The organism is Stenotrophomonas sp. YJH_SMC_122, from assembly GCF_059369535.1.
Genome location: NZ_JCAFST010000007.1, coordinates 1 through 19,767 on the forward strand (window position 1 = coordinate 1; position 19,767 = coordinate 19,767).

17 protein-coding genes and 2 rRNA genes are annotated in these 19,767 nt (G+C 66.8%); 14 read left to right on the forward strand and 5 right to left on the reverse strand.

Features of this window, described 5'->3' with window-relative positions; translation table 11 throughout:
* The first annotated feature begins 22 nt into the window (after nucleotides 1-22).
* Nucleotides 23-137: ribosomal RNA gene (gene rrf, locus AC5P66_RS10940) — 5S ribosomal RNA — on the forward strand.
* Nucleotides 138-268: 131 nt separating this feature from the next.
* Nucleotides 269-383: ribosomal RNA gene (rrf, locus tag AC5P66_RS10945) — 5S ribosomal RNA — on the forward strand.
* 317 nt (nucleotides 384-700) lie between these two features.
* On the opposite strand, the gene AC5P66_RS10950 is transcribed toward rrf (AC5P66_RS10945), so the two are convergent.
* Together AC5P66_RS10950 and AC5P66_RS10955 are read right to left on the reverse strand one after the other, a co-directional pair.
* Nucleotides 701-2,410 carry a M28 family metallopeptidase gene (locus tag AC5P66_RS10950; RefSeq protein WP_049411769.1) on the reverse strand — a complete coding sequence of 570 codons (1,710 nt, stop codon included), beginning with the start codon at nucleotides 2,408-2,410 and terminating at the stop codon, nucleotides 701-703.
* A gap of 86 nt (nucleotides 2,411-2,496) precedes the next feature.
* A complete protein-coding gene (locus AC5P66_RS10955; protein WP_049411766.1) occupies nucleotides 2,497-3,159 on the reverse strand; it encodes a DUF4097 family beta strand repeat-containing protein in 663 nt (220 codons plus the stop codon).
* 95 nt (nucleotides 3,160-3,254) lie between these two features.
* Between AC5P66_RS10955 and AC5P66_RS10960 the strand changes: the two genes are divergently transcribed.
* Nucleotides 3,255-4,553, forward strand: coding sequence for a murein hydrolase activator EnvC family protein (locus tag AC5P66_RS10960; RefSeq protein WP_033834985.1), 1,299 nt, complete (start codon nucleotides 3,255-3,257; stop codon nucleotides 4,551-4,553).
* Between the two features lie 108 nt (nucleotides 4,554-4,661).
* A complete protein-coding gene (locus tag AC5P66_RS10965; RefSeq protein WP_164284394.1) occupies nucleotides 4,662-6,110 on the forward strand; it encodes a S41 family peptidase in 1,449 nt (482 codons plus the stop codon).
* A gap of 85 nt (nucleotides 6,111-6,195) precedes the next feature.
* Here AC5P66_RS10965 and AC5P66_RS10970 read toward each other — a convergent pair whose 3' ends face one another.
* Nucleotides 6,196-6,888: a rhomboid family intramembrane serine protease gene (locus AC5P66_RS10970; protein WP_019662230.1), complete on the reverse strand. Its 693-nt coding sequence runs from the start codon at nucleotides 6,886-6,888 to the stop codon at nucleotides 6,196-6,198.
* A gap of 225 nt (nucleotides 6,889-7,113) precedes the next feature.
* Between AC5P66_RS10970 and AC5P66_RS10975 the strand changes: the two genes are divergently transcribed.
* The 3 genes from AC5P66_RS10975 (at nucleotide 7,114) to AC5P66_RS10985 (ending at nucleotide 10,335) form a co-directional block, all read left to right on the forward strand.
* Nucleotides 7,114-8,541: an outer membrane protein transport protein gene (locus AC5P66_RS10975; RefSeq protein ID WP_005414995.1), complete on the forward strand. Its 1,428-nt coding sequence runs from the start codon at nucleotides 7,114-7,116 to the stop codon at nucleotides 8,539-8,541.
* Nucleotides 8,542-8,675: 134 nt separating this feature from the next.
* Complete coding sequence (gene pnuC / locus AC5P66_RS10980) at nucleotides 8,676-9,275, forward strand: nicotinamide riboside transporter PnuC (protein ID WP_448140713.1); 600 nt, start codon at nucleotides 8,676-8,678, stop codon at nucleotides 9,273-9,275.
* Nucleotides 9,262-10,335 (forward strand): AAA family ATPase, encoded by a 1,074-nt coding sequence (locus AC5P66_RS10985; RefSeq protein ID WP_495216307.1) that lies wholly within the window; start codon nucleotides 9,262-9,264, stop codon nucleotides 10,333-10,335. Before pnuC ends, AC5P66_RS10985 begins: the two co-directional genes overlap by 14 nt.
* A 99-nt stretch (nucleotides 10,336-10,434) precedes the next feature.
* Here AC5P66_RS10985 and putA read toward each other — a convergent pair whose 3' ends face one another.
* A complete protein-coding gene (gene putA, locus AC5P66_RS10990) occupies nucleotides 10,435-13,653 on the reverse strand; it encodes a bifunctional proline dehydrogenase/L-glutamate gamma-semialdehyde dehydrogenase PutA (RefSeq protein ID WP_495216308.1) in 3,219 nt (1,072 codons plus the stop codon).
* Nucleotides 13,654-13,927: 274 nt separating this feature from the next.
* On the opposite strand from putA, the gene AC5P66_RS10995 reads away from it, so the two are divergent.
* The 6 genes from AC5P66_RS10995 to AC5P66_RS11020 are packed head-to-tail and all read left to right on the forward strand — an operon-like array spanning nucleotide 13,928 to nucleotide 18,724.
* On the forward strand, nucleotides 13,928-14,404 hold the full coding sequence (locus AC5P66_RS10995) for a DUF2244 domain-containing protein (RefSeq protein ID WP_021202927.1): 477 nt from the start codon (nucleotides 13,928-13,930) through the stop codon (nucleotides 14,402-14,404).
* An 11-nt stretch (nucleotides 14,405-14,415) separates the two neighbouring features.
* Entirely contained in the window at nucleotides 14,416-15,372 is a 957-nt protein-coding gene (gene coxB / locus AC5P66_RS11000) for a cytochrome c oxidase subunit II (RefSeq protein ID WP_049416792.1), read from the forward strand.
* A gap of 59 nt (nucleotides 15,373-15,431) precedes the next feature.
* The gene (gene ctaD, locus AC5P66_RS11005; RefSeq protein WP_049416790.1) at nucleotides 15,432-17,039 is read left to right on the forward strand and encodes a cytochrome c oxidase subunit I; all 1,608 of its coding nucleotides are present in this window, start codon (nucleotides 15,432-15,434) and stop codon (nucleotides 17,037-17,039) included.
* An 8-nt stretch (nucleotides 17,040-17,047) separates the two neighbouring features.
* The gene (locus AC5P66_RS11010; RefSeq protein WP_049416786.1) at nucleotides 17,048-17,248 is read left to right on the forward strand and encodes a hypothetical protein; all 201 of its coding nucleotides are present in this window, start codon (nucleotides 17,048-17,050) and stop codon (nucleotides 17,246-17,248) included.
* On the forward strand, nucleotides 17,245-17,835 hold the full coding sequence (locus AC5P66_RS11015) for a cytochrome c oxidase assembly protein (RefSeq protein WP_049416784.1): 591 nt from the start codon (nucleotides 17,245-17,247) through the stop codon (nucleotides 17,833-17,835). The genes AC5P66_RS11010 and AC5P66_RS11015 overlap by 4 nt, the downstream gene beginning before the upstream one ends.
* Before the next feature lie 13 nt (nucleotides 17,836-17,848).
* Nucleotides 17,849-18,724: a cytochrome c oxidase subunit 3 gene (locus tag AC5P66_RS11020; protein WP_005407793.1), complete on the forward strand. Its 876-nt coding sequence runs from the start codon at nucleotides 17,849-17,851 to the stop codon at nucleotides 18,722-18,724.
* A gap of 20 nt (nucleotides 18,725-18,744) precedes the next feature.
* Here the strand turns inward: AC5P66_RS11020 and AC5P66_RS11025 are convergent, their stop codons facing one another.
* The gene (locus tag AC5P66_RS11025) at nucleotides 18,745-18,963 is read right to left on the reverse strand and encodes a twin transmembrane helix small protein (RefSeq protein ID WP_005415003.1); all 219 of its coding nucleotides are present in this window, start codon (nucleotides 18,961-18,963) and stop codon (nucleotides 18,745-18,747) included.
* A 57-nt stretch (nucleotides 18,964-19,020) separates the two neighbouring features.
* Here AC5P66_RS11025 and AC5P66_RS11030 point away from each other — a divergent pair, with 57 nt between their 5' ends.
* Nucleotides 19,021-19,737: an SURF1 family protein gene (locus AC5P66_RS11030; protein WP_495216309.1), complete on the forward strand. Its 717-nt coding sequence runs from the start codon at nucleotides 19,021-19,023 to the stop codon at nucleotides 19,735-19,737.
* Nucleotides 19,738-19,767 lie beyond the last annotated feature (30 nt).

Here is a 19,767-nt window from a genome sequence, read left to right on the forward strand (position 1 = left end):
AGTGCGACTCTCCAAAAGCCTCCCTGGTGAAATTAGCGCTGTGGAACCACCCGATCCCATCCCGAACTCGGAAGTGAAACGCAGCTGCGCCGATGGTAGTGTGGCTCAAGCCATGCGAGAGTAGGTCATCGCCAGGGTTTATACCCAAAACCCCGCTGCTCATGCAGCGGGGTTTTTCTTATTAAGTGAAGGCATTGCTTTTCTGGATATCTTCCGCCCAAGGGCAAGATCGCGAAGCTGGCGCTGCAAGCGCTGCTGCAACCGTCTCCCTGGTGAAATTAGCGCTGTGGAACCACCCGATCCCATCCCGAACTCGGAAGTGAAACGCAGCTGCGCCGATGGTAGTGTGGCTCAAGCCATGCGAGAGTAGGTCATCGCCAGGGTTTACACCCCAAACCCCGCTGCCCGCGCAGCGGGGTTTTTCTTTGGGCGCAGTAATACAGGTAGTGCCGGCCGCTGGCCGGCAACCCGATGGCGTTACATCGCCCGGTTGATCCACGCCATGCGTGGATGCCCTTCGCGAGGAAGCATGGCGCCAACAAAGGTTGGCCGCTACCAATCGATTGCCGGCCAGCGGCCCGCACTACCGGCAGATCCACACCAGCCGTGGATGAGCCGCCGACGGTACGCAAAAGAAAAGCGGCGCCCCGTGGGGGCGCCGCTCTGCTCTCAACAGTGCTCAGTCGGGCATGGCCCGACTTTACTTGGCCGGGGCCTTGTCCTTCATCATCGCGTCGCGGGCGGCCTTGAACGGGTTGCCTGCATACCAGTTCGGCCAACGATCACCACCGGCCAATTCCTTGCCCACGCCGTACATCAGCTGCAGGTCTTCAACGGTGCCGTCCAGTTTCCAGGTGGCCGCGTCGAACTCGTCCTTCGGGCCATGGTAGCGGTTGGCGCCGTAGTCCGCTGCGGCCTTGCGGCCCGCTTCCACGCCACCCTCGCGCAGGTCCTCGCCGCCATCGGCGTACAGGGCCGGCACACCGGCCTTGGCGAAGTTGAAGTGATCCGAACGGAAGTAGAAGCCGCTTTGCACTGCGGTCTCACCGTGCAGAGTACGGTCCTGGGCGGCGGCCAACGGCTTGAGGATGTCCTCCAGCTCCGAGCTGCCGAAGCCGGTGACGGTCACGTCCTTGGCACGGCCGGCCACCGACATCGCATCGATGTTGATCACACCGGCGATCTTGTCCAGCGGGAAGGTCGGATGGGCGACGTAGTACTTCGAGCCCAGCAGGCCGGATTCTTCCAGGGTCACGGCCAGGAACACCACCGAACGCTCCGGCTTCGGGTCCTGGTGGGCCATGGCTTCGGCCACTTCGAGAATGCCGGCCACGCCGGTCGCGTTGTCGACGGCGCCGTTGTAGATGTTGTCGCCGGTTTCACCCTCATGCTTGCCCAGGTGGTCCCAGTGCGCCATGTACAGCACGGCCTCGTCGGCACGCTTGCTGCCCGGCAGCACGCCGACCACGTTGCGCGACTGCTTCTGGGCGATCTGGCTCTTCAGGTCGACCGCTGCGGTGGCCTTCAGCGGCACCGGCTTGAAACCGCGCTTGCTGGCGTCCTTGTAGGCCTGCGCCAGATCCAGGCCGGCACCGGCGAACAGTGCCTTGGCTGCGTCGGCGCTCAGCCAGCCCTGCACCGGGATACGCGCTTCCGGATCGTCCTTCGCCGGCAGGTCGTACTGCGGGCCAGCCCAGGAATTCTTCACCACGTCCCAGCCGTAGGAGGCGCCGGCGGTATCGTGCACGATCAGCGCGGCGGCGGCGCCCTTGCGGGCGGCTTCCTCGAACTTGTAGGTCCAGCGGCCGTAGTAGGTCATGCGCTTGCCGTCGAACAGCTTCTCGTCCTCGACGTGGAAGCCCGGGTCGTTGACGAACATCACGACCGTCTTGCCCTTCCAGTCCTGGCCGGCGTAGTCGTTCCACTTCTGTTCCGGCGCGTCGACGCCATAGCCAACGAACACCAGGTCGCTGGCATCGACCTTTACCTCGGCCTGGCCGGTGCGGGTACCCACCACCATGTCGGTGCCGAACTTCAGCTCGGTGGTCTTGCCGCCCTGGGTGATCTTCAGCACGGTCGATTCGTCGGCCGTGGTCTCGGTCATCGGCACATCCTGGAACCAGCTGTCGCCGTTGCCGGGCTGCAGGCCGATGCGCTGCATCTGGTCGCGGATGTAGTTGACCGTCAGCTCTTCGCCCTTGCTGCCCGGAGCGCGGCCTTCGAACTCATCCGAGGCCAGCGTCTTGACCATCTCGGCGAAGTCGCCGGCATTGATCTCCGGGGAGAACGAATGGGCGGCCGGCTTCGCCGCAGCGGTGTCGGTGGCCGGCGCGGCGGCGGGCGTGTTTTCGCCTTTGCAGGCACTGAGCGCGGCCGCGGCGGCCAGGCACAGGAGGAGTTTGCGGGGCATCGTCGATTCCTGGAGAACAAAGGGCGGCCGCACCTGATGCGCGACCAGTAACAGTGAGTATCACCGAACCGGCAGGTCCGGCGGGTTCAGTCCGCCGGGGCGGTTTCGGTGTCGAACGGGATTGGCTCGGCGCCGGTCACCGGGCCGATGCGCGCGGAGCGATGCACGTACAGCACCACTTCGCGTTCGAACTGCAGGGGGCCGTTGACTACCGCATTCGGGCCGATGATCACGCGCGGCTTGCGGCTGGCGGTCAGCGAGACACTGAAGTTCGGCTTGCGCACATGCACACCGCCGTTGACCTGCGAACCGATGCCGACGGTGATGTCACCGTTGACGGTCTCGACGTCCTTGCCGACGCGGCTCTCGACCAGGCCGATGCCGCCGTTGACGGTCTCGACGCCGCCTTCGATCTGGCTGCCGCGATCAGTGAAGATGCTGCCGTTGACGGTGCTGACGCCGCCACTGGCGATCACTTCACGACCCAGGCGCACACCGCCGTTGACCGTTTCGATCTTGCCGGTGCGCGCGCGGTCGGCGACCTTCACCCCGCCGTTGACGGTGTCGATGCTGCCGGTCTCGACGCCTTCACCGACGCGGATGCCGCCGTTCACGGTGTCCAGCTTGCCGTAGCGTTGACCGGGTTCGGCGCTGATGCTGCCGTTGACCTTGCTGATGTTCTCCTGCGCACAGACCGGCCCGGTGGCCAGCAGTACGCCCAACAGCAGCGGAATGGAACGAGTTTTCATGGCGACCTCGATGGATGTGCGGCTGGCAGGCCGCGTGCGGAGATGTCACCATTCCCCGGTAGCCCCCGCAACTGCCTGAAGTCACTGGAAAGCCCTTGCGCGACAATGCCTTCCCATCACGCCGACATCACATCGCTGCTGCCCGCGGCGGTCGCTGCCTGTTGCTGGGGCTGGCGTTGGCGCTGGCCCTGCCGCTGCCCAGCGGTGCGCAGACCACCCGCGAGACCGAGCGAAAGCTGCAGAAACTGCGTACCGAACTGAAGGGCGTGGCGCAGGAGCGACGGCAGATCGAGGGCCAGCGCGGGCAGGCATCGCAACAGCTGCGCGAGGCCGACGAGAAGGTCGCCCGCACCGGCCGTGCCCTTGCGCAGACGGAAGCCGCGCTGCGCGAGCAGGGCCGCGCCCTGGCCGAAGCCGAGCAGCGCCGCAGCACGCTGCAGGGCAACCTGGCCCAGCAGCACCGCGAACTGGCCGGGCTGTTGCGCGCGGCGTATCAGCTGGGCAACCACGCACCGCTGAAGCTGCTGCTGTCGCAGGACACGGTGGCTGATGCCAACCGCGCCCTGGCCTACCATCGCTACCTGCAGCGCGAGCGTGCGCAGCGGATCACCACGCTGACCGCCGACCTGAAGGAACTGGAAGCGCTGCAGGCGCAGATCGCCGAGCGCAAGCAGAAGCTGCAGGGGACGCAGCAGGACCAGAAACAGCAGGCAGCCGCCCTGGAAGCGGACCGCCGCGATCGCGCAAAGACCGTTGCCTCGCTGGAAGAGCGCTTCAAGGACCAGCGCGAGAAGGAACAGGCACTGGGCCAGGACGCCAAGGCACTGGAAACGCTGCTGGCCAACCTGCGTGCCGCTGCCGCGCGGGCCGAAGCCGAGCGGCGCGCCGCTGCACGCCGGGCCGCCGCCGAGAAAGCCGCTGCCGAGCGCGCCGCACGCCAGGCCGCCGCGCAGGGCCGTCCACCGCCGCCCACCAAGGTTCCACCTGCGGTGGCGTCGGCACCGGCGCCGAAGGTCGGCGGCCTGGGCTGGCCGTTGTCCGGCAACCTGCTGGCCCGCTATGGCGGCAAGCTGCCCGATGGGCGCACCAGCAGCGGTGTGCTGATCGGCGCGCCAGCCGGCAGCACGGTCACGGCCGTGGCCGATGGCACCGTGGTGTTCTCCGACTGGATGACCGGCTACGGCATGATCCTGATCGTCGACCACGGCAACGGCTACATGAGCCTTTACGCGCATAACGACACCCTGCTGAAGGATGCTGGCGCGCGGGTCAGCCGCGGCGATGCGGTGGCCAAGGTCGGCAATTCCGGCGGCCAGGGCGTCACCGCGCTGTACTTCGAGCTGCGCCGTGGCGGGCAGCCGGTCAATCCGGACAGCTGGCTGCAGCGGCGCTGAATCCCGGCCCGCCGGATGCGGGCTGGATTCAACGGGAATTTAGCTGTGCTTCGCGCATAATCGGTGCATGTGCCTTGGGCACCATGCCACCGTCGACAGGAGTGATCCATGCGCGCAGCCCGTACCGCCACCCTCTTGCTGGCCCTGTTGCCAGCGCTGTCCTGGGCGCAGCAGACCGCGCCCGCCCCGAGCCAGGAAACCAGCGGGCAGGCAGCGAACAGCGAGGAGGCGGTGACCTCGAAGGTGCCGCTGGAGGACATCCGCCGTTTCGTGGCCGTGTACAACGCGGTGCGCGCCGCCTATGTCGACCCGGTCGATGACAAGAAGCTGATGCAGTCGGCCGTGCGTGGCCTGCTGCTCGACCTTGATCCGCACAGCACCTACTTCAACAAGGAAGATGCGCAGGCCTTCGACGAGCAGGCCAACGGTGCCTACGAGGGCATCGGCGTGGAGCTGCAGCAGCAGCCGGACAACGCCAGCATGAAGGTGATCGCGCCGATCGACGACACGCCGGCAGCCAAGGCCGGCATCCTTGCCGGCGATTTGATCATCGCCATCGACGGCAAGCCGATCAGCGCGATCGATGCGAGTGAACCGCTGCGCGGCCCGGCCGGCAGCAAGGTGGTGCTGACCATCGTGCGTGACGGCAAGCCGAAGCCGTTCGATGTCAGCCTGACCCGCCAGACCATCCGCGTGACCAGCGTGCGCAGCCGCCTGCTCGAGCCGGGCTATGGCTATATCCGCCTGAGCACCTTCCAGGCCGATACCGGCTCGGACTTCCAGAAGCACGTGCAGCAGCTGCAGAAGCAGTCCGGTGGCCAGCTCAAGGGCCTGGTGCTGGATCTGCGCAGCAACCCGGGTGGCCTGCTGACGGCCGCCGTGCAGGTAGCCGACGATCTGCTCGACAAGGGCAACATCGTCAGCACCCGTGGCCGCATCAGTATCAGCGATGCCCGGTTCGACGCGACCCCAGGCGACCTGCTGAAGGGCGCACCGGTGGTTGTGCTGGCCGATGCCGGTTCGGCCAGTGCCTCGGAAGTACTCGCCGGCGCGCTGCGCGACAACAAGCGCGCCCGCGTGGTGGGCAGCCGCACCTTCGGCAAGGGCTCGGTGCAGACCGTGCTGCCGCTGGACAACGGTGATTCGGTGAAGCTGACCACCGCGCGCTATTACACGCCCAGCGGCAAGTCGATCCAGGCCACCGGCATCGTGCCGGATGTTGAGTTGAAGCCCGCCGCTACGTCGGCGGAGGATGCCCTGCCGGCCAGCCTGAGCGATTACAGCGAAGCCACCCTGCCAGGCCATCTGCGCGGCGACGACGAAGGCACCGAGGGCTACCACGCCGGTGCGGTGCTGCCGGGCGACGGCCCGATCAACGACGCGCTGGCCGAGCTGAAGAACCCAGGTTCGGTGGCCGCACGGCTGAAGGCCGAAGCCGAGAAGGCGGATGCCACCAAGGCCGCGAAGGCCGCTGCGGCGAAGCCGGAAGCGAAGGTCGAACCTAAGCCGGAAGCAAAGCCGGAAGCAAAGCCCGCGCCGGCCCCGGCCAAGCCTTGATTCTGTAGAGTCGAGCCATGCTCGACTGATCTACGAACGAGCGGGGGAGCGTGGAGCCGGCCAGCGGCCGGCACTACCTGGGCGGTCAGAAGCCGTGGCGCTTGCGCAGTCGGCGGGCGATGGCCGCACGCACGTAGACCCCGTACACGACGCCGAACACGAAGCCACCGATGTGCGCCCACCAGGCCACCATGCCGAAGCTTGGGCCGATGTGGGCGAACACCACCTGCAGCGCCGCCCAGACGCCGATCAGCAGGTACGCCGGGGCGCGCACGAACTCCAGGAACAGGCCGAGCGGGATCACCACGCCCAGCCGGGCGCCCGGGAACAGGGCCAGATAGGCGCCGATCAGGGCCGACACTGCGCCGCTGGCGCCGATGATGATCTGGTCCGGGCTGCCCATGGTGTAGATCGCCACCAGGTTCGACACTGCGCCGCCGACGAGGAACAGCAGCAGCAGGCGCCACGGCCCCAGCACCCGCTCGGCGGGCAGGCCGAAGATCAGCAGGAACACCAGGTTGCCCAGCAGGTGTGACCAGTCGGCGTGCAGGAACAGCGCGGTGAACAGGCGCAGCACGCTGCCGTCCTGCAGCGTCGCCCACCAGTCCAGCGGGTGGGTCAGGCCGGTGGACAGGGCGCCCCAGTCCAGCCAGAGGCTGCCGCGGGCATCGTCCGGGCGCGAGATCGACCACAGGAACGCCAGCCATAGTGCCGCAAACAGCACGGGCGTGGCCCAGCGCAGGGCCGCCTTCTTGCGGGACGGGAGCGAGACGAACATGCCAATAGCCTAGCGTGCGGCCACTTTCGGTGGGGACGGTCCTGTTCAGCTTTTGAGACGAAAAAACCGCCTGCGCTGTTATTGTTTCATTAACAGCTCTGGGTAATACTCGCATACGGCGTCGTATGTCGGGAGGGGAATCCGGCGCGCTCCGATGGGTCCCAGGACCCGGCGGGCGCAGGCGCACTCAGAGCACCATCACCGCTTACCGGAGAGAGAACTACGATGCAAACCGCTTCCACCATTGCCCGACTGACCCTGCTGGCCGTCGGCGTTGCCGGTGCGCTGGCCGCCGCCGATGCCAATGCTGCCGCCTTCCAGCTGAAGGAAAACAGTGCCAAGGGCCTGGGCCGCGCGTTCGCCGGCTCCACCTCGACCGAAGGTGACGCCTCGGTCATCGCCACCAACCCGGCCTCCATGCGCCTGCTCGACGGCACCCTGGTCCAGGGCGACGTCAGCGCCATCAGCTTCGGCGCCAAGTTCCGAGGCCAGGGCCAGTACGGCAACGGCGCGCCGATTTCCGGTGGCAACGGCGGCGACGCCGGCATGATCGCCCCGGTTCCGGCCGCGTACTTCCACGTGCCGTTCGGCGAGAACGACAACATGCACTTCGGTGCTTCGCTGACCGTGCCGTTCGGCTTCAAGACCGAATACGACCGCGACTGGGTTGGCCGCTACAACGGCGTCAAGACCGAGCTGCAGGCCATCGACCTGGGCGTGGCGTTCTCCTATGACGTCAACCCGTACCTGTCGTTCGGTGCGTCGGTGTTCGCCGAGCGCCTGAACGTCGACCTGACCAGCGCTGTCGACACCGGCACCGCGATCAACGCCACGGCCCAGCGCACCGCTGCGGCGCGTGTGCTGGCTGCCGGCGGCACCGCAGCCCAGGCTGCGGCGGCCTCGCAGGCCGCTGCACGCCAGGCCGCCCAGCTCGGCTTCTCGCCGGGCACCGCCGATGGCTACCTGCGCATCAAGGGCGACGAAGTGTCGGTCGGCTACACCCTGGGCATGACGGTCACCCCGGTGGAAGGCACCAACATCGCCTTCAGCTACCGCTCGAAGGTCGAGCACAAGATCACCGACGGCAAGGCCGACTTCACCATCCCGCAGAACGCGGCCGCCTTCCTGGCCACTGCCGCCCCGGGTACCTTCATCGACAGCAACGGCCGCGCCACCATCACCCTGCCGGCCAGCGCCACCGTGGGCTTCACCCACCGCGTGAACGACCAGTGGCAGATCATGGCCGAGGTCACGCGCACGGCGTGGAGCAAGTTCGACCAGGTCACGGTCGACTATGACTCCAACCAGCCGGACAGCGTGCTGCCGTTCCACTACCGCGACACCACCTTCGCGTCGATCGGTACCGATTTCCGCGTGAACGACAAGCTGACCCTGCGTGGCGGCCTGGCCTACGACCAGACCCCGACCACCGACGCCCACCGCGACGTGCGCGTGCCGGACACCACCCGCAAGTGGCTGTCGCTGGGCCTGACCTACGCCGCTTCGGACAAGATGGAATACAGCGTGGGCTACACCCACCTGTTCACCAAGGATCCGAACATCACCTCGACCTCGGCCACTGCCAACACCGTGACCGGCAAGTACAAGGTCAGCGGCGACGTGCTGGCGGCGTCGATGCAGTACAAGTTCTGATCCGGGCGATTGCCTGAAGCAGTACGAGGGGAGCCCCGCGCAAGCGGGGCTTTCTTTTTGCGGAGGGTATCCACGCATGGCGTGGATCTACTGGTCCGACGACGCAGGGCGCGGATCTACGCGACAATGGCGCGATGGACCTGTCCGACCCGAACTTCCAGCTGGAGCTGGCCGCCAACATCGCCGTCGCCGGCTCGATCCTGCTGGCCGGCCGCAACAACGTGCACACCTGGTGGCTGGGCATCGTCGGCTGTGCCTTGTTTGCTGCCGTGTTCGAACGATCGCATCTGTATGCGGACATGGTGCTGCAGTTCTTCTTCATCGCCATCAGCGTGCTGGGCTGGTGGCAGTGGCTGCGTGGTGACCATGGCGCGCCGTTGCCGATCACTTCCCTGCGACCGCGTGCCTGGGCCTGGCTGGCGCCGCTGGCGGTGGTGGCCACCTTCGGCTACGGCTGGATGCTGACCCGCCTGACCAATGCCTATGCGCCGTATATCGATTCGGCGGTGCTGGTGCTGAGTGTGATCGCGCAGATCCTGATGATGCGGCGCAAGCTGGAATCGTGGTGGGTGTGGCTGCTGGTGAACACCGTGGCGGTGCCGCTGTACTACAGCCGTGGCCTGCATCTGACCTCGATCCTGTACGTGGGCTTCTGGATCAACGCGCTGGTGGCACTGCGCCATTGGCGGCACCTGATGCGGGACGAGGCCAGGGCGGCCAATGCCGCTGCCTGAGCGCGTTGCACGCGGCCTGGTGGTGGGCAAGTTCTGCCCGATGCATCTCGGCCATGAACGACTGATCGACTTCGCCGCCACGCGCTGCCAGCAGCTGCTGGTGATCGGCTGGTCGCAGCCGGGCTTTGCCGGCTACAGCGCTGCTCGCCGCGAACGCTGGTTGCGTGCGCGCTTCCCCCGGGCAACGGTGGCGGTGCTGGATGATGCGCGGCTGGCAGCCCTGTGTGCCGAACATGGCGTGCCGCCACGCGCGTTGCCGCACGACAGCGACAGCGAGCAAGTGCAGCGCATGTTCACCGCCTGGCTGTGCCAGCACCTGTTCGGTGGCCCGGTGCAGGCGGTATTCACCGGCGAGGACTACGGTGACGGCTTCGCGCAGGCGCTGGCCACGCACTTCGGTGCGCCGGTACGCCATGAGCGGCTCGAACGCGCATTGGACGCCGGGCAGGCGTGCGGCACCGAGCTGCGCGCCGATCCGCACGCGCACCGCCATGGTCTCGCACCGGAGGTGTACGCCGGATACGTGCAGCGCGTGGCCTTCATTGGTGGCGAGTCCAGTGGCAAGACCACGCTGGCGCGGGTGATGGCCGAGCGTCTGCAGACTGTCTGGGTGCCGGAGTATGGCCGCACGCTGTGGGAGCAGCGAGGCGGAGAGCTGACGCCGGGCGATCTGCTGCGCATCGCAATGACACAGCCACAGCACGAAGACGAAGCTGTGCGGCGTGCGCATCGCTGGCTGTTCTGCGATACCACGCCGCTGGTGACGCTGGGCTACAGCGGCTGGATGTTAGGCACGGCGCCGCAGCCGCTGCGGCAAGCGGCAAGACGACGCTACGACCTGCTGTTCCTGTGCGCGCCGGATATTCCGTTTGACCAGGATGGCACGCGCGTGGGCGAAGCCTTCCGGGCGCGGCAGCATGCGTGGTACCTAGAGCAGCTGCAGGCAGAGGGTGTCGAGCACGTGCTGCTGGAAGGCGATCTGGAGACGCGCATCGCACGCGTGCAGGGCGAGCTGGCGAAGCGGGCGGACAATCGGTTCAGTGTGGCCCAGCCTCTGTAAAGCACCAGAAAAGCCGAGCATGGGCTCGGCGCTACAGGAAGCAACGCATAAAAAACCCCGCGTTCGCGGGGTTTTTTGTTTACTGCATCAAGCAGGCGATCAGTCGCCCAGGGTCAGCAGCGAGGCGTTGCCGCCGGCGGCGGTGGTGTTCACCGTCACCGTCTTTTCGGTGGCAAAGCGCAGCAGGTAGTGCGGGCCGCCGGCCTTCGGGCCGGTGCCGGACAGGCCCTGGCCGCCGAACGGCTGCACGCCGACCACTGCACCGATCTGGTTGCGGTTGACGTACACGTTGCCGACGTGGACGCCGTTGCTGATGCGGTCAACGGTTTCGTCGATGCGCGAATGCACGCCCAGGGTCAGGCCGTAGCCGGTAGCGTTGATCTGGTCGATCACCGCGTCGAGCTGGTCGCCCTTCCAGCGGATCACGTGCAGGACCGGACCGAAGACTTCCTTCTGCAGCTGGCCCAGGTCCTTCAGTTCATACGCGCGCGGTGCGAAGAAGGTGCCGTTGGCGGTTTCGGCGGACAGCTCGGCGGCGGCGATCAGGCGCGCTTCGCGGTCCATGCGTTCGGCGTGGTCCTGCAGGATCTTCAGCGCGTCGGCATCGATCACCGGGCCGACGTCGGTGGACAGCAGGCCCGGGTTGCCGACCTTCAGCTCCTTCATCGCGCCGGCCAGCATGGTCATCACCTTGTCAGCGATGTCGTCCTGCACGAACAGCACGCGCGCGGCCGAGCAACGCTGGCCGGCGGAGGTGAAGGCCGAACCGATCGCGTCCTTGACCAGCTGTTCCGGCAGTGCCGAGGAGTCGGCGATGAAGGCGTTCTGGCCACCGGTCTCGGCGATCAGCACGCCGATGGCGGCGTCACGCGCGGCCATCGCACGGTTGATCGCACGGGCGGTCTCGGTGGAGCCGGTGAAGGCCACGCCGGCCACGCGCGGGTCGGCGGTCAGCGCCGCACCCACGGTGGCGCCGTCGCCCGGCAGGAACTGCACCACCTCGGCCGGCACGCCGGCATCGTGCAGCAGCTTCACCGCGTAGTAGCCGATCAGGTTGGTCTGCTCGGCCGGCTTGGCGATGACGCTGTTGCCGGCGGCCAGTGCGGCGGCGACCTGGCCCAGGAAGATCGCCAGCGGGAAGTTCCACGGGCTGATGCAGACGAACACGCCGCGGCCGTGCAGCTGCAGCTCGTTGGATTCACCGGTCGGGCTGGGCAGCTTCTCGGCGTGGCTGAACTGTTCGCGCGCCTGCTTGGCGTAGTAGCGCAGGAAATCCACGGCTTCGCGCACTTCGGCGATGCTGTCGGGCAGGCTCTTGCCGGCTTCCTTCACGCACAGCGCCATGAACTCCGGCATGCGCGCTTCCAGCTGGTCGGCGGCGTGTTCGAGGATGGCGGCGCGGCTGGCGGCCGGGGTGCGGTTCCAGGCCGGCTGCGCGGCTACGGCATTCGCCAGCGCCTTCTGCACGGTGGCGGCATCGGCGGCCAGCCACTGGCCGACCACTTCGCGGGTGTCGGCCGGGTTGGTCACCGGCAGCGAGGCGCCGGCCGGGTTCGCACCCGGTACCAGCGGAGCGGCCTGCCACGGCTTGACGGCCGCGTTGATCTGCTCGGCCAGGGCGCGCAGTTCGTTGTCGTTGGCGAGGTTGGCGCCCATGGAGTTCTTCCTGTCGTGGTTCTGGCTGCGCAGCAGGTCAACCGGCAGCGGGATCTTGGGATGCGGAATCGATTCGAACGAGGCGACCATCTCGACCGGATCGCGGATCAGGTCGGCGATCGGCACGCGCTCGTCGGTGATGCGGTTGACGAAGCTGGAGTTGGCGCCGTTCTCCAGCAGGCGGCGCACCAGGTACGGCAGCAGGTCTTCATGCGAACCGACCGGGGCGTACACGCGGCAGGGCAGGCCCAGGCGGTCGGCCGGCACCACTTCGGCATACAGGTCGTCGCCCATGCCATGCAGCTTCTGGTGCTCGTACACGCCGCCGTTGGCGATGCTGCGCACCGCCGCGATGGTGTGCGCGTTGTGCGTGGCGAACATCGGGTAGATCGCATCGGCATGGGTGAACAGCCGCTTGGCGCAGGCCAGGTAGGACACGTCGGTGTTCTGCTTGCGGGTGAACACCGGGTAGCTCGGATAGCCTTCGATCTGCGCGCGCTTGATCTCGGCATCCCAGTAGGCGCCCTTGACCAGGCGCACCTGCAGGCGGCGACCGGCGCGGCGCGCCATGTCGGCCAGGTGGTCGATCGTGTACGGCGTGCGCTTCTGGTAGGCCTGCACGACCACGCCGAAGCCGTCCCAGCCGGCCAGCGAGGCGTCGGAGAACACCTGCTCGATGATGTCCAGCGACAGTTCCAGGCGATCGGACTCTTCGGCGTCGACGGTGCAGCCGATGCCGTAGCTCTTGGCCAGCTGTGCCAGTTCCAGCACGCCCGGCACCAGGTCCTTCAGCACGCGCTCGCGCTTGGCGTGCTCGTAGCGCGGGTACAGCGCCGACAGCTTGATCGAGATGCCCGGCGCGTTGTTGACGTCGCCGTCCCGGCGGCCGCCGCGGGCCTTGTGATCACCGCCGATGGCGTGGATCGCACGACGGTAGTCTTCCAGGTAGCGAAGTGCATCCTTCATGGTCAGCGCGCCTTCGCCGAGCATGTCGAACGAGTAGCGGTAGCTGGCGTTGTCGCCCTTGTGCGAGCGCGACAGCGCCTCGCTGATGGTGCGGCCCATGACGAACTGGTGGCCCATGATCTTCATCGCCTGGCGCACGGCCAGGCGCACCACCGGCTCACCGACGCGGCCGACCAGGCGCTTGAATGCGCTGGGCGCATCGGCGCGGGTGGCGTCGTTCATCTGCACCAGCTTGCCGGTCAGCATCAGGCCCCAGGTGGAGGCGTTGACCAGCACCGAGTCGCTGCCGCCCAGATGCTTTTCCCAGTCGGCATCGGCCAGCTTGTCGCGGATCAGCTTGTCGGCAGTGTCCTGGTCCGGAATGCGCAGCAGCGCTTCGGCCACGCACATCAGCAGCACGCCTTCCTCGCTGCCCAGGTCGTACTGGCGCATGAAGGCTTCGATCGCGCCCTGGTCCTTGGCACGCACGCGCACGCGGCCGACCAGATCGGCGGCCAGCGCCTGCACCCTGGCCTGTTCCTCGGCGGGCAGGCGCGCCTGCGCCAGCAGCTCACGCACGTGGCTGGCCTCGTCCTTCAACCAGGCATCGGTGATGGCCTGGCGGAACGGGTTGGGGGGCGCCGGCAGTTCCGGCGACAGCAGCGCGCCCGGACGCGGGGCGTCGTGGGCGGCAGGGGAGGAGGAAGGTGCGTTCATGCCGGTCCGGCCAGTGGAAAACTTGGCGATTTTAATCATTTTTGCGGCCTTCGGAAGTGCCCTGCAGACACCTTCATGAAGGGCTGATAGCTACTAACGGTGGTGGATTCGGCGTGTTCAGCAAACCCGGCAAGATTTGTGCTGAATTCGTCATTCGCGCCGCCGACCTCATGCTGTGTTGCAGCATCGGAAAAAGTGTGAATGCACCCTTGCTACCGGCGAGAGGGCGGGGCTACCATCGAGACGTTTCCCGCGGCAGGAACGCGGTTGCGACATGATCGAGGTGCTTCCAGCTCCGGATGGGTCAGGTACGCAGCTGCGGCTGCGTCCCCCACGGGCGCTCGATGCCCGGCAGTTCGTCCTGTTGTTCACCGTGTTGTCGGGTGCGATGTGGCTGGTGTCCGCCCTCGGGTGGTGGGCCGGCAATGCATTCGCCCCCCTGTTCGCGCTGCTGTACAGCCTGGTGCTGGCGGCGGCGCTGCGTGCCTTGTGGCGCAGCGGTGAACGGCAGGAGGAGATCCGGGTAGTGCCGGCGTACGTGGAGGTCATCCCCGTACCCGGTGGATCGCCGGTGTTCCGGGCCCACCCGCACTGGGTGCGCCTGCTCACCGACGATGAGAGGGTCCGGCTGGCATCCAGCGGCCGGCAGGTGGAGGTGGGGAGTTTCCTCGCGCCGGCCGAACGCCAGACGCTCGCAGAGACACTTGAAAGCTTGCTCGCCGCCAGCGATGGCGGCAACCGACGACGCTAAGGGTCTAGGCAATGAAGCAAAGCAGCAGGTGGGGCACGAAGTGCGTGAACGCGGTCGCCGCGATGCTGGCGACCGGGGGATTGATTCCGGCGTCGGCCTGGGCCCAGGCGGCCGATCCCAAGCCGTGGCAGCTGAACATGGGCAAGGGGGTGACCCAGACCTCGCGCCTGGCCTGGGAATCGAACAACCTGTCGTTGATCATCTGCACGGTGATCGGCGTCATCGTGTTCGGGGCGATGGCCTACGCCATCTTCAAGTTCCGCAAATCCAAGGGCGCAGTCGCCGCCACCTTCAGCCACAACACCAAGGCCGAGATCATCTGGACGGTGATCCCGGTGATCATCCTGGTCGTGATGGCATGGCCGGCCACGGCCAACCTGATCAAGATGTACGACACCCGCGATGCCGAGATGACGGTCAAGGTCACCGGCTACCAGTGGATGTGGAAGTACGAATACCTCGGCGAGAACGTCACCTTCACCAGCCGCCTGGATCGCGAGTCCGACCGCGTGCGGCAGAGTGGCATCGTGCCGACCCGCGAAAGCCATCCGCATTACCTGCTGGACGTCGACAACCGGCTGGTGTTGCCGGTCGATACCAAGGTCCGCTTCGTCATCACTTCCGATGATGTGATCCACGCCTGGTGGGTGCCGGCGCTGGGCTGGAAGCAGGACGCGATCCCCGGCTTCATCAATGAAGCCTGGACCAGCATCGAGCAGCCCGGGGTGTATCGCGGCCAGTGCGCCGAGCTGTGCGGCAAGGACCACGGCTTCATGCCGATCGTGGTCGAGGCGGTGTCCAAGGAGGACTTCAAGCAGTGGCTGGCGCAGCGCAAGCCTGCACCGCCGGCCGAGCCCGCCCCCCCTGCGGCACCTGCAGAACCGGCTGCGCCTGCGGGCGAAGCACCGGCGGCACCGGCTGCTGCCGAAGCCGGCAGCGCACCTGCGGTTGCGGCCAGCGGCGCGTGATGTAAAGCCCGCGGCCGCTCGCGGCCGTGGTGACAACCGATTCTGAGAGGTGTTTTGCAATGGCGCACTCGGCAGTTGGGCACGACGATCACCATCACCACCAGAGTTTCTTCGAGCGTTGGTTCTTCTCGACCAACCACAAGGACATCGGCACGCTGTACCTGGGTTTCAGCTTCATCATGTTCATCATCGGCGCGGCGATGAGCGTGGTGATCCGCGCCGAGCTGGCGCAGCCGGGCCTGCAGTTCGTCAAGCCCGAGTTCTTCAACCAGATGACGACCGTGCATGCGCTGGTGATGATCTTCGGTGGCGTGATGCCGGCGTTCGTCGGTCTCGCCAACTGGATGATCCCGCTGCAGATCGGCGCGCCGGACATGGCGCTGCCGCGCATGAACAACTGGTCGTTCTGGCTGCTGCCGGTGGCCTTCAGCCTGCTGCTGCTGACGCTGTTCCTGCCCGGTGGTGCACCGGCCGGCGGCTGGACGCTGTACCCGCCGCTGTCGCTGCAGGGCGGCTACAACGTGGCCTTCAGCGTGTTCGCCATCCACGTGGCCGGTATCAGCTCGATCATGGGTGCGATCAACATCATCGCCACCGTGCTCAACATGCGCGCGCCGGGCATCGACCTGCTGAAGATGCCGATCTTCTGCTGGGCCTGGCTGATCACCGCCTTCCTGCTGATCGCGGTGATGCCGGTGCTGGCCGGTGCGGTGACCATGCTGCTGACCGACAAGTTCTTCGGCACCAGCTTCTTCAATGCCGCCGGTGGCGGTGACCCGGTGATGTACCAGCACATCTTCTGGTTCTTCGGCCATCCCGAGGTCTACATCATGATCCTGCCCGCCTTCGGCGTGGTCAGCGAGATCATCCCGACCTTCAGCCGCAAGCCGCTGTTCGGCTACCAGGCGATGGTGTACGCCACCGCCGCGATCGCGTTCCTGTCGTTCATCGTCTGGGCCCACCACATGTTCACCGTGGGCATGCCGCTGGGCGGCGAGATCTACTTCATGTTCGCCACCATGCTGATCTCGATCCCGACCGGGGTGAAGGTGTTCAACTGGGTCAGCACCATGTGGCGGGGCTCGCTGACGTTCGAGGCGCCAATGCTGTGGTCGGTGGCCTTCGTCATCCTGTTCACCATCGGTGGCTTCTCCGGCCTGATGCTGGCCATCGTGGCGGCCGACTTCCAGTACCACGACACCTACTTCGTGGTTGCGCATTTCCACTACGTGCTGGTGACCGGCGCAGTGTTCGCGCTGATCGCGGCGGTGTACTACTGGTGGCCGAAGTGGACCGGACGCATGTACAGCGAGAAGTGGGCCAAGGTGCACTTCTGGTGGTCGATCGTGTTCGTCAACCTGCTGTTCTTCCCGCAGCACTTCCTCGGCCTGGCCGGCATGCCGCGCCGCATTCCGGACTACAGCGTGGCGTTCGCCGACTGGAACCTGATCAGCTCGATCGGTGCGTTCGGCATGTTCGTCACGCCGTTCATGATGGCCGTGATCCTGCTGTCGTCGCTGCGCAACGGCGAGAAGGCCGAAGCGCGAAGCTGGGAAGGCGCGCGCGGGCTGGAGTGGACGCTGCCATCGCCGGCACCGGCGCACACCTTCACCACGCCGCCGACCATCCGTCCGGGGGATCTGGCGCATGACGACATCACGCATTGAGGTGGGGCATGCATAACGAGAGCCCACTGCAGACCTGTAGAGCCGAGCCATGCTCGGTGGATGAGAAGCAGCCGACCAGCGGTCGGCTCTACCAGGGCGGAAGCATCGAGCAGCAACGCAAGCGCGCCAGGCGCACGGCGATGTGGGTCGGCGCCATCGCGGTGCTGGTCTACGTCGGCTTCATCCTCAGCGGGGTGATCGGCCGATGAGCGAGGCACCGGCCAGCACGCCGTCACCCAGTGCCGGGCTGCCGCGCCTGATCGGCGTGGCAGTGGCGGTGTTCCTGCTGACCTTCTCGCTGGTGCCGCTGTACCGCATTGCCTGCGAAAAGGTATTCGGCGTGCGCCTGGAACGCGGCCCGGGTGGTGAAGCCAGTACGGGTGCTGCAGCTGGCAAGCGTACCGTGCGGGTGGAGTTCGATGGCGGCGTCAATTCGCGCCTGCCGTGGTCGTTCCATCCCGAGCAGCTGACCATGGATGTGGTGCCCGGCGAACTCAACGAGGCGCTGTACTTCGCCCGCAACGACAGCCAGCAGGCAGTCGTTGGCAGCGCGGTGCCTTCGGTGGCGCCGGCACGCGCATCGGGCTTCTTCAGCAAGACCGAGTGCTTCTGTTTCACCGCGCAGACGCTGCAGGCCGGCGAGAAGCGCGACATGCCGGTGCGCTTCATCGTCGATCCGGACCTGCCGCCGGAAATCAAGACGATCACCTTGTCCTACACCTTCTACCGCAACGACGCGTTGTCCGATCGGCTGCCCCCGGCCGCCACCTCGGACGGCGCGCACGCCGCACCCTGACCCGGATACCGACATGGCCCAGACACCGACCGACGCCAACGTGTACTTCGTCCCGGCCCAGAGCAAATGGCCCTTCGTGGGGTCCATCGCGATGATGGTGACCATGGTGGGCGTGGCCAGCTGGCTCAACGATGCCAGCTGGGGGCGCTGGACGTTCTACATCGGCATCGCGATGCTGGTGCTGACCCTGTTCTGGTGGTTCAGCGACGTGGTGCGCGAATCGCAGGCCGGCAACTACAACCACCAGGTCGATGGCTCGTTCCGGATGGGGATGATCTGGTTCATCTTCTCCGAAGTGATGTTCTTCGGTGCGTTCTTCGGCGCGCTGTTCTACACCCGCAACCTGGGCCTGTCGTGGCTGAGCGGCGAAGGCCGCGGGGTGATGACCAACGAGCTGCTCTGGCAGGGCTACTCCGCCGGATGGCCGACCAATGGCCCGGCGGCGATCGGTGGTGCCTTCCAGACGATCCCGGCGTGGGGCCTGCCGCTGATCAACACGCTGATCCTGCTCACCTCCGGCGTGACCCTGACCATCGCCCATCACGCGCTGAAGGCCGGCAACCGCCGCCAGCTGCTGATCTGGCTGGGCCTGACCGTGGTGCTCGGCCTCGGTTTCCTGACCCTGCAGGCGGAAGAGTACATCCACGCCTACAAGGAGCTGAACCTGACGCTGGGCTCGGGCATCTACGGTTCGACGTTCTTCATGCTGACCGGCTTCCACGGTGCGCACGTGCTGCTGGGCACGATCATGTTGATCGTGATGTGGCTGCGTTCGGCCAAGGGACACTTCACCCGCGACAACCATTTCGGTTTCGAAGCGGCCGCGTGGTATTGGCACTTCGTCGACGTGGTGTGGCTGATGCTGTTCCTGTTCGTCTACGTGCTTTGACCACGCACGCGTCGGTGGCCTCAACCGCCGACGCCGTGCGGCTTGATCCAGCCCATGTAGATGCTCACGATCACCAGCAGGATCAACGCGACCGACACCGCGATGCGACGTGTCAGTGCGTTGACCGTGCGCTTGGTCTGGCCGCGGTCGACCAGCAGGTAGTACAGGCCGGCGCCCAGGTTCCAGACGATGACGATCAGAAACGCGATTACCAGCAGGGTCTTCAGCGAATCACTCATGCGCGGCTCGACGGCAGGGTGGATGTGCCTATCTGACCGCGTTTGCGCGGACTTGTCATGATGCGCCAGCACACACGCGTGATCGGATGGTTGCTGGCCGTGCTGGCGATGGCCGGTTTCACTGCATTGGGGCTGTGGCAGCTGCAGCGCATGCATGCCAAACAGTCAATGTTGGATGCGCAGGGGCCAGCGGTGGCACAGGCGCTGCCGCTGGCGCGGGCCCTGGCAGCCCCCGGCGCGCTGCACGGTGTGGCCGATCACGGTCGCTTCCTGCCTGGCCTGGTGCTGCTGGACAACCAGACCCGGCATGGCCGTGCCGGCGTAAAGATCTATCGCCCGTTCCGCAGTGACGACGGCAGCGTGCTGCTGGTCGATCTCGGCTGGCGCGCGCTGCCGCCGGATCGCACGCTGCCGGACATACCGGCGCCGCCTTCGCCGGTGGCGGTGCGCGGGTTGCTGGCGCCACCGCCTTCGGCGGGGCTGGTACTGGGTCCGCCGTTCTCCGCCACCGGTGAGGCCGGGCGCTGGCTGGCCAGCCGGTTGCCGGCCGAGGGCCTGGCGGCAGCGCTTGGCCTGCCAGCACTGCCTGAACGGGTGCTGCGACTTGATCCGGCGCTGCCCTTCGGCGACGAACGCGACCTGGACCTGCTGCCGAACACGCTGCCGCCGCGGCGCCACCTGGGCTACGCGGTGCAGTGGTTCGGCCTGGCCCTGACCGTGCTGGTGGTGGCGCTGGTGCTGGAGCGGCGCCGGAGACGGCCCATCGCCGGGTAGTGCCGGCCGCTGGCCGGCAATTCCCGGATC

Coding starts and splice junctions, on each gene's coding strand:
- AC5P66_RS10975 (WP_005414995.1), top strand. CDS start 7,114: ATGCAAACCGCTTCCACCATTGCCCGACTGACCCTGCTGGCCGTCGGC.
- AC5P66_RS11030 (WP_495216309.1), top strand. CDS start 19,021: ATGATGCGCCAGCACACACGCGTGATCGGATGGTTGCTGGCCGTGCTG.
- AC5P66_RS11010 (WP_049416786.1), top strand. CDS start 17,048: ATGCATAACGAGAGCCCACTGCAGACCTGTAGAGCCGAGCCATGCTCG.
- AC5P66_RS11025 (WP_005415003.1), bottom strand. CDS start 18,963: ATGAGTGATTCGCTGAAGACCCTGCTGGTAATCGCGTTTCTGATCGTC.
- AC5P66_RS10955 (WP_049411766.1), bottom strand. CDS start 3,159: ATGAAAACTCGTTCCATTCCGCTGCTGTTGGGCGTACTGCTGGCCACC.
- AC5P66_RS10985 (WP_495216307.1), top strand. CDS start 9,262: ATGCCGCTGCCTGAGCGCGTTGCACGCGGCCTGGTGGTGGGCAAGTTC.
- AC5P66_RS10970 (WP_019662230.1), bottom strand. CDS start 6,888: ATGTTCGTCTCGCTCCCGTCCCGCAAGAAGGCGGCCCTGCGCTGGGCC.
- pnuC (WP_448140713.1), top strand. CDS start 8,676: ATGGACCTGTCCGACCCGAACTTCCAGCTGGAGCTGGCCGCCAACATC.
- putA (WP_495216308.1), bottom strand. CDS start 13,653: ATGAACGCACCTTCCTCCTCCCCTGCCGCCCACGACGCCCCGCGTCCG.
- ctaD (WP_049416790.1), top strand. CDS start 15,432: ATGGCGCACTCGGCAGTTGGGCACGACGATCACCATCACCACCAGAGT.
- AC5P66_RS11015 (WP_049416784.1), top strand. CDS start 17,245: ATGAGCGAGGCACCGGCCAGCACGCCGTCACCCAGTGCCGGGCTGCCG.
- AC5P66_RS10950 (WP_049411769.1), bottom strand. CDS start 2,410: ATGCCCCGCAAACTCCTCCTGTGCCTGGCCGCCGCGGCCGCGCTCAGT.
- coxB (WP_049416792.1), top strand. CDS start 14,416: ATGAAGCAAAGCAGCAGGTGGGGCACGAAGTGCGTGAACGCGGTCGCC.
- AC5P66_RS11020 (WP_005407793.1), top strand. CDS start 17,849: ATGGCCCAGACACCGACCGACGCCAACGTGTACTTCGTCCCGGCCCAG.
- AC5P66_RS10965 (WP_164284394.1), top strand. CDS start 4,662: ATGCGCGCAGCCCGTACCGCCACCCTCTTGCTGGCCCTGTTGCCAGCG.
- AC5P66_RS10995 (WP_021202927.1), top strand. CDS start 13,928: ATGATCGAGGTGCTTCCAGCTCCGGATGGGTCAGGTACGCAGCTGCGG.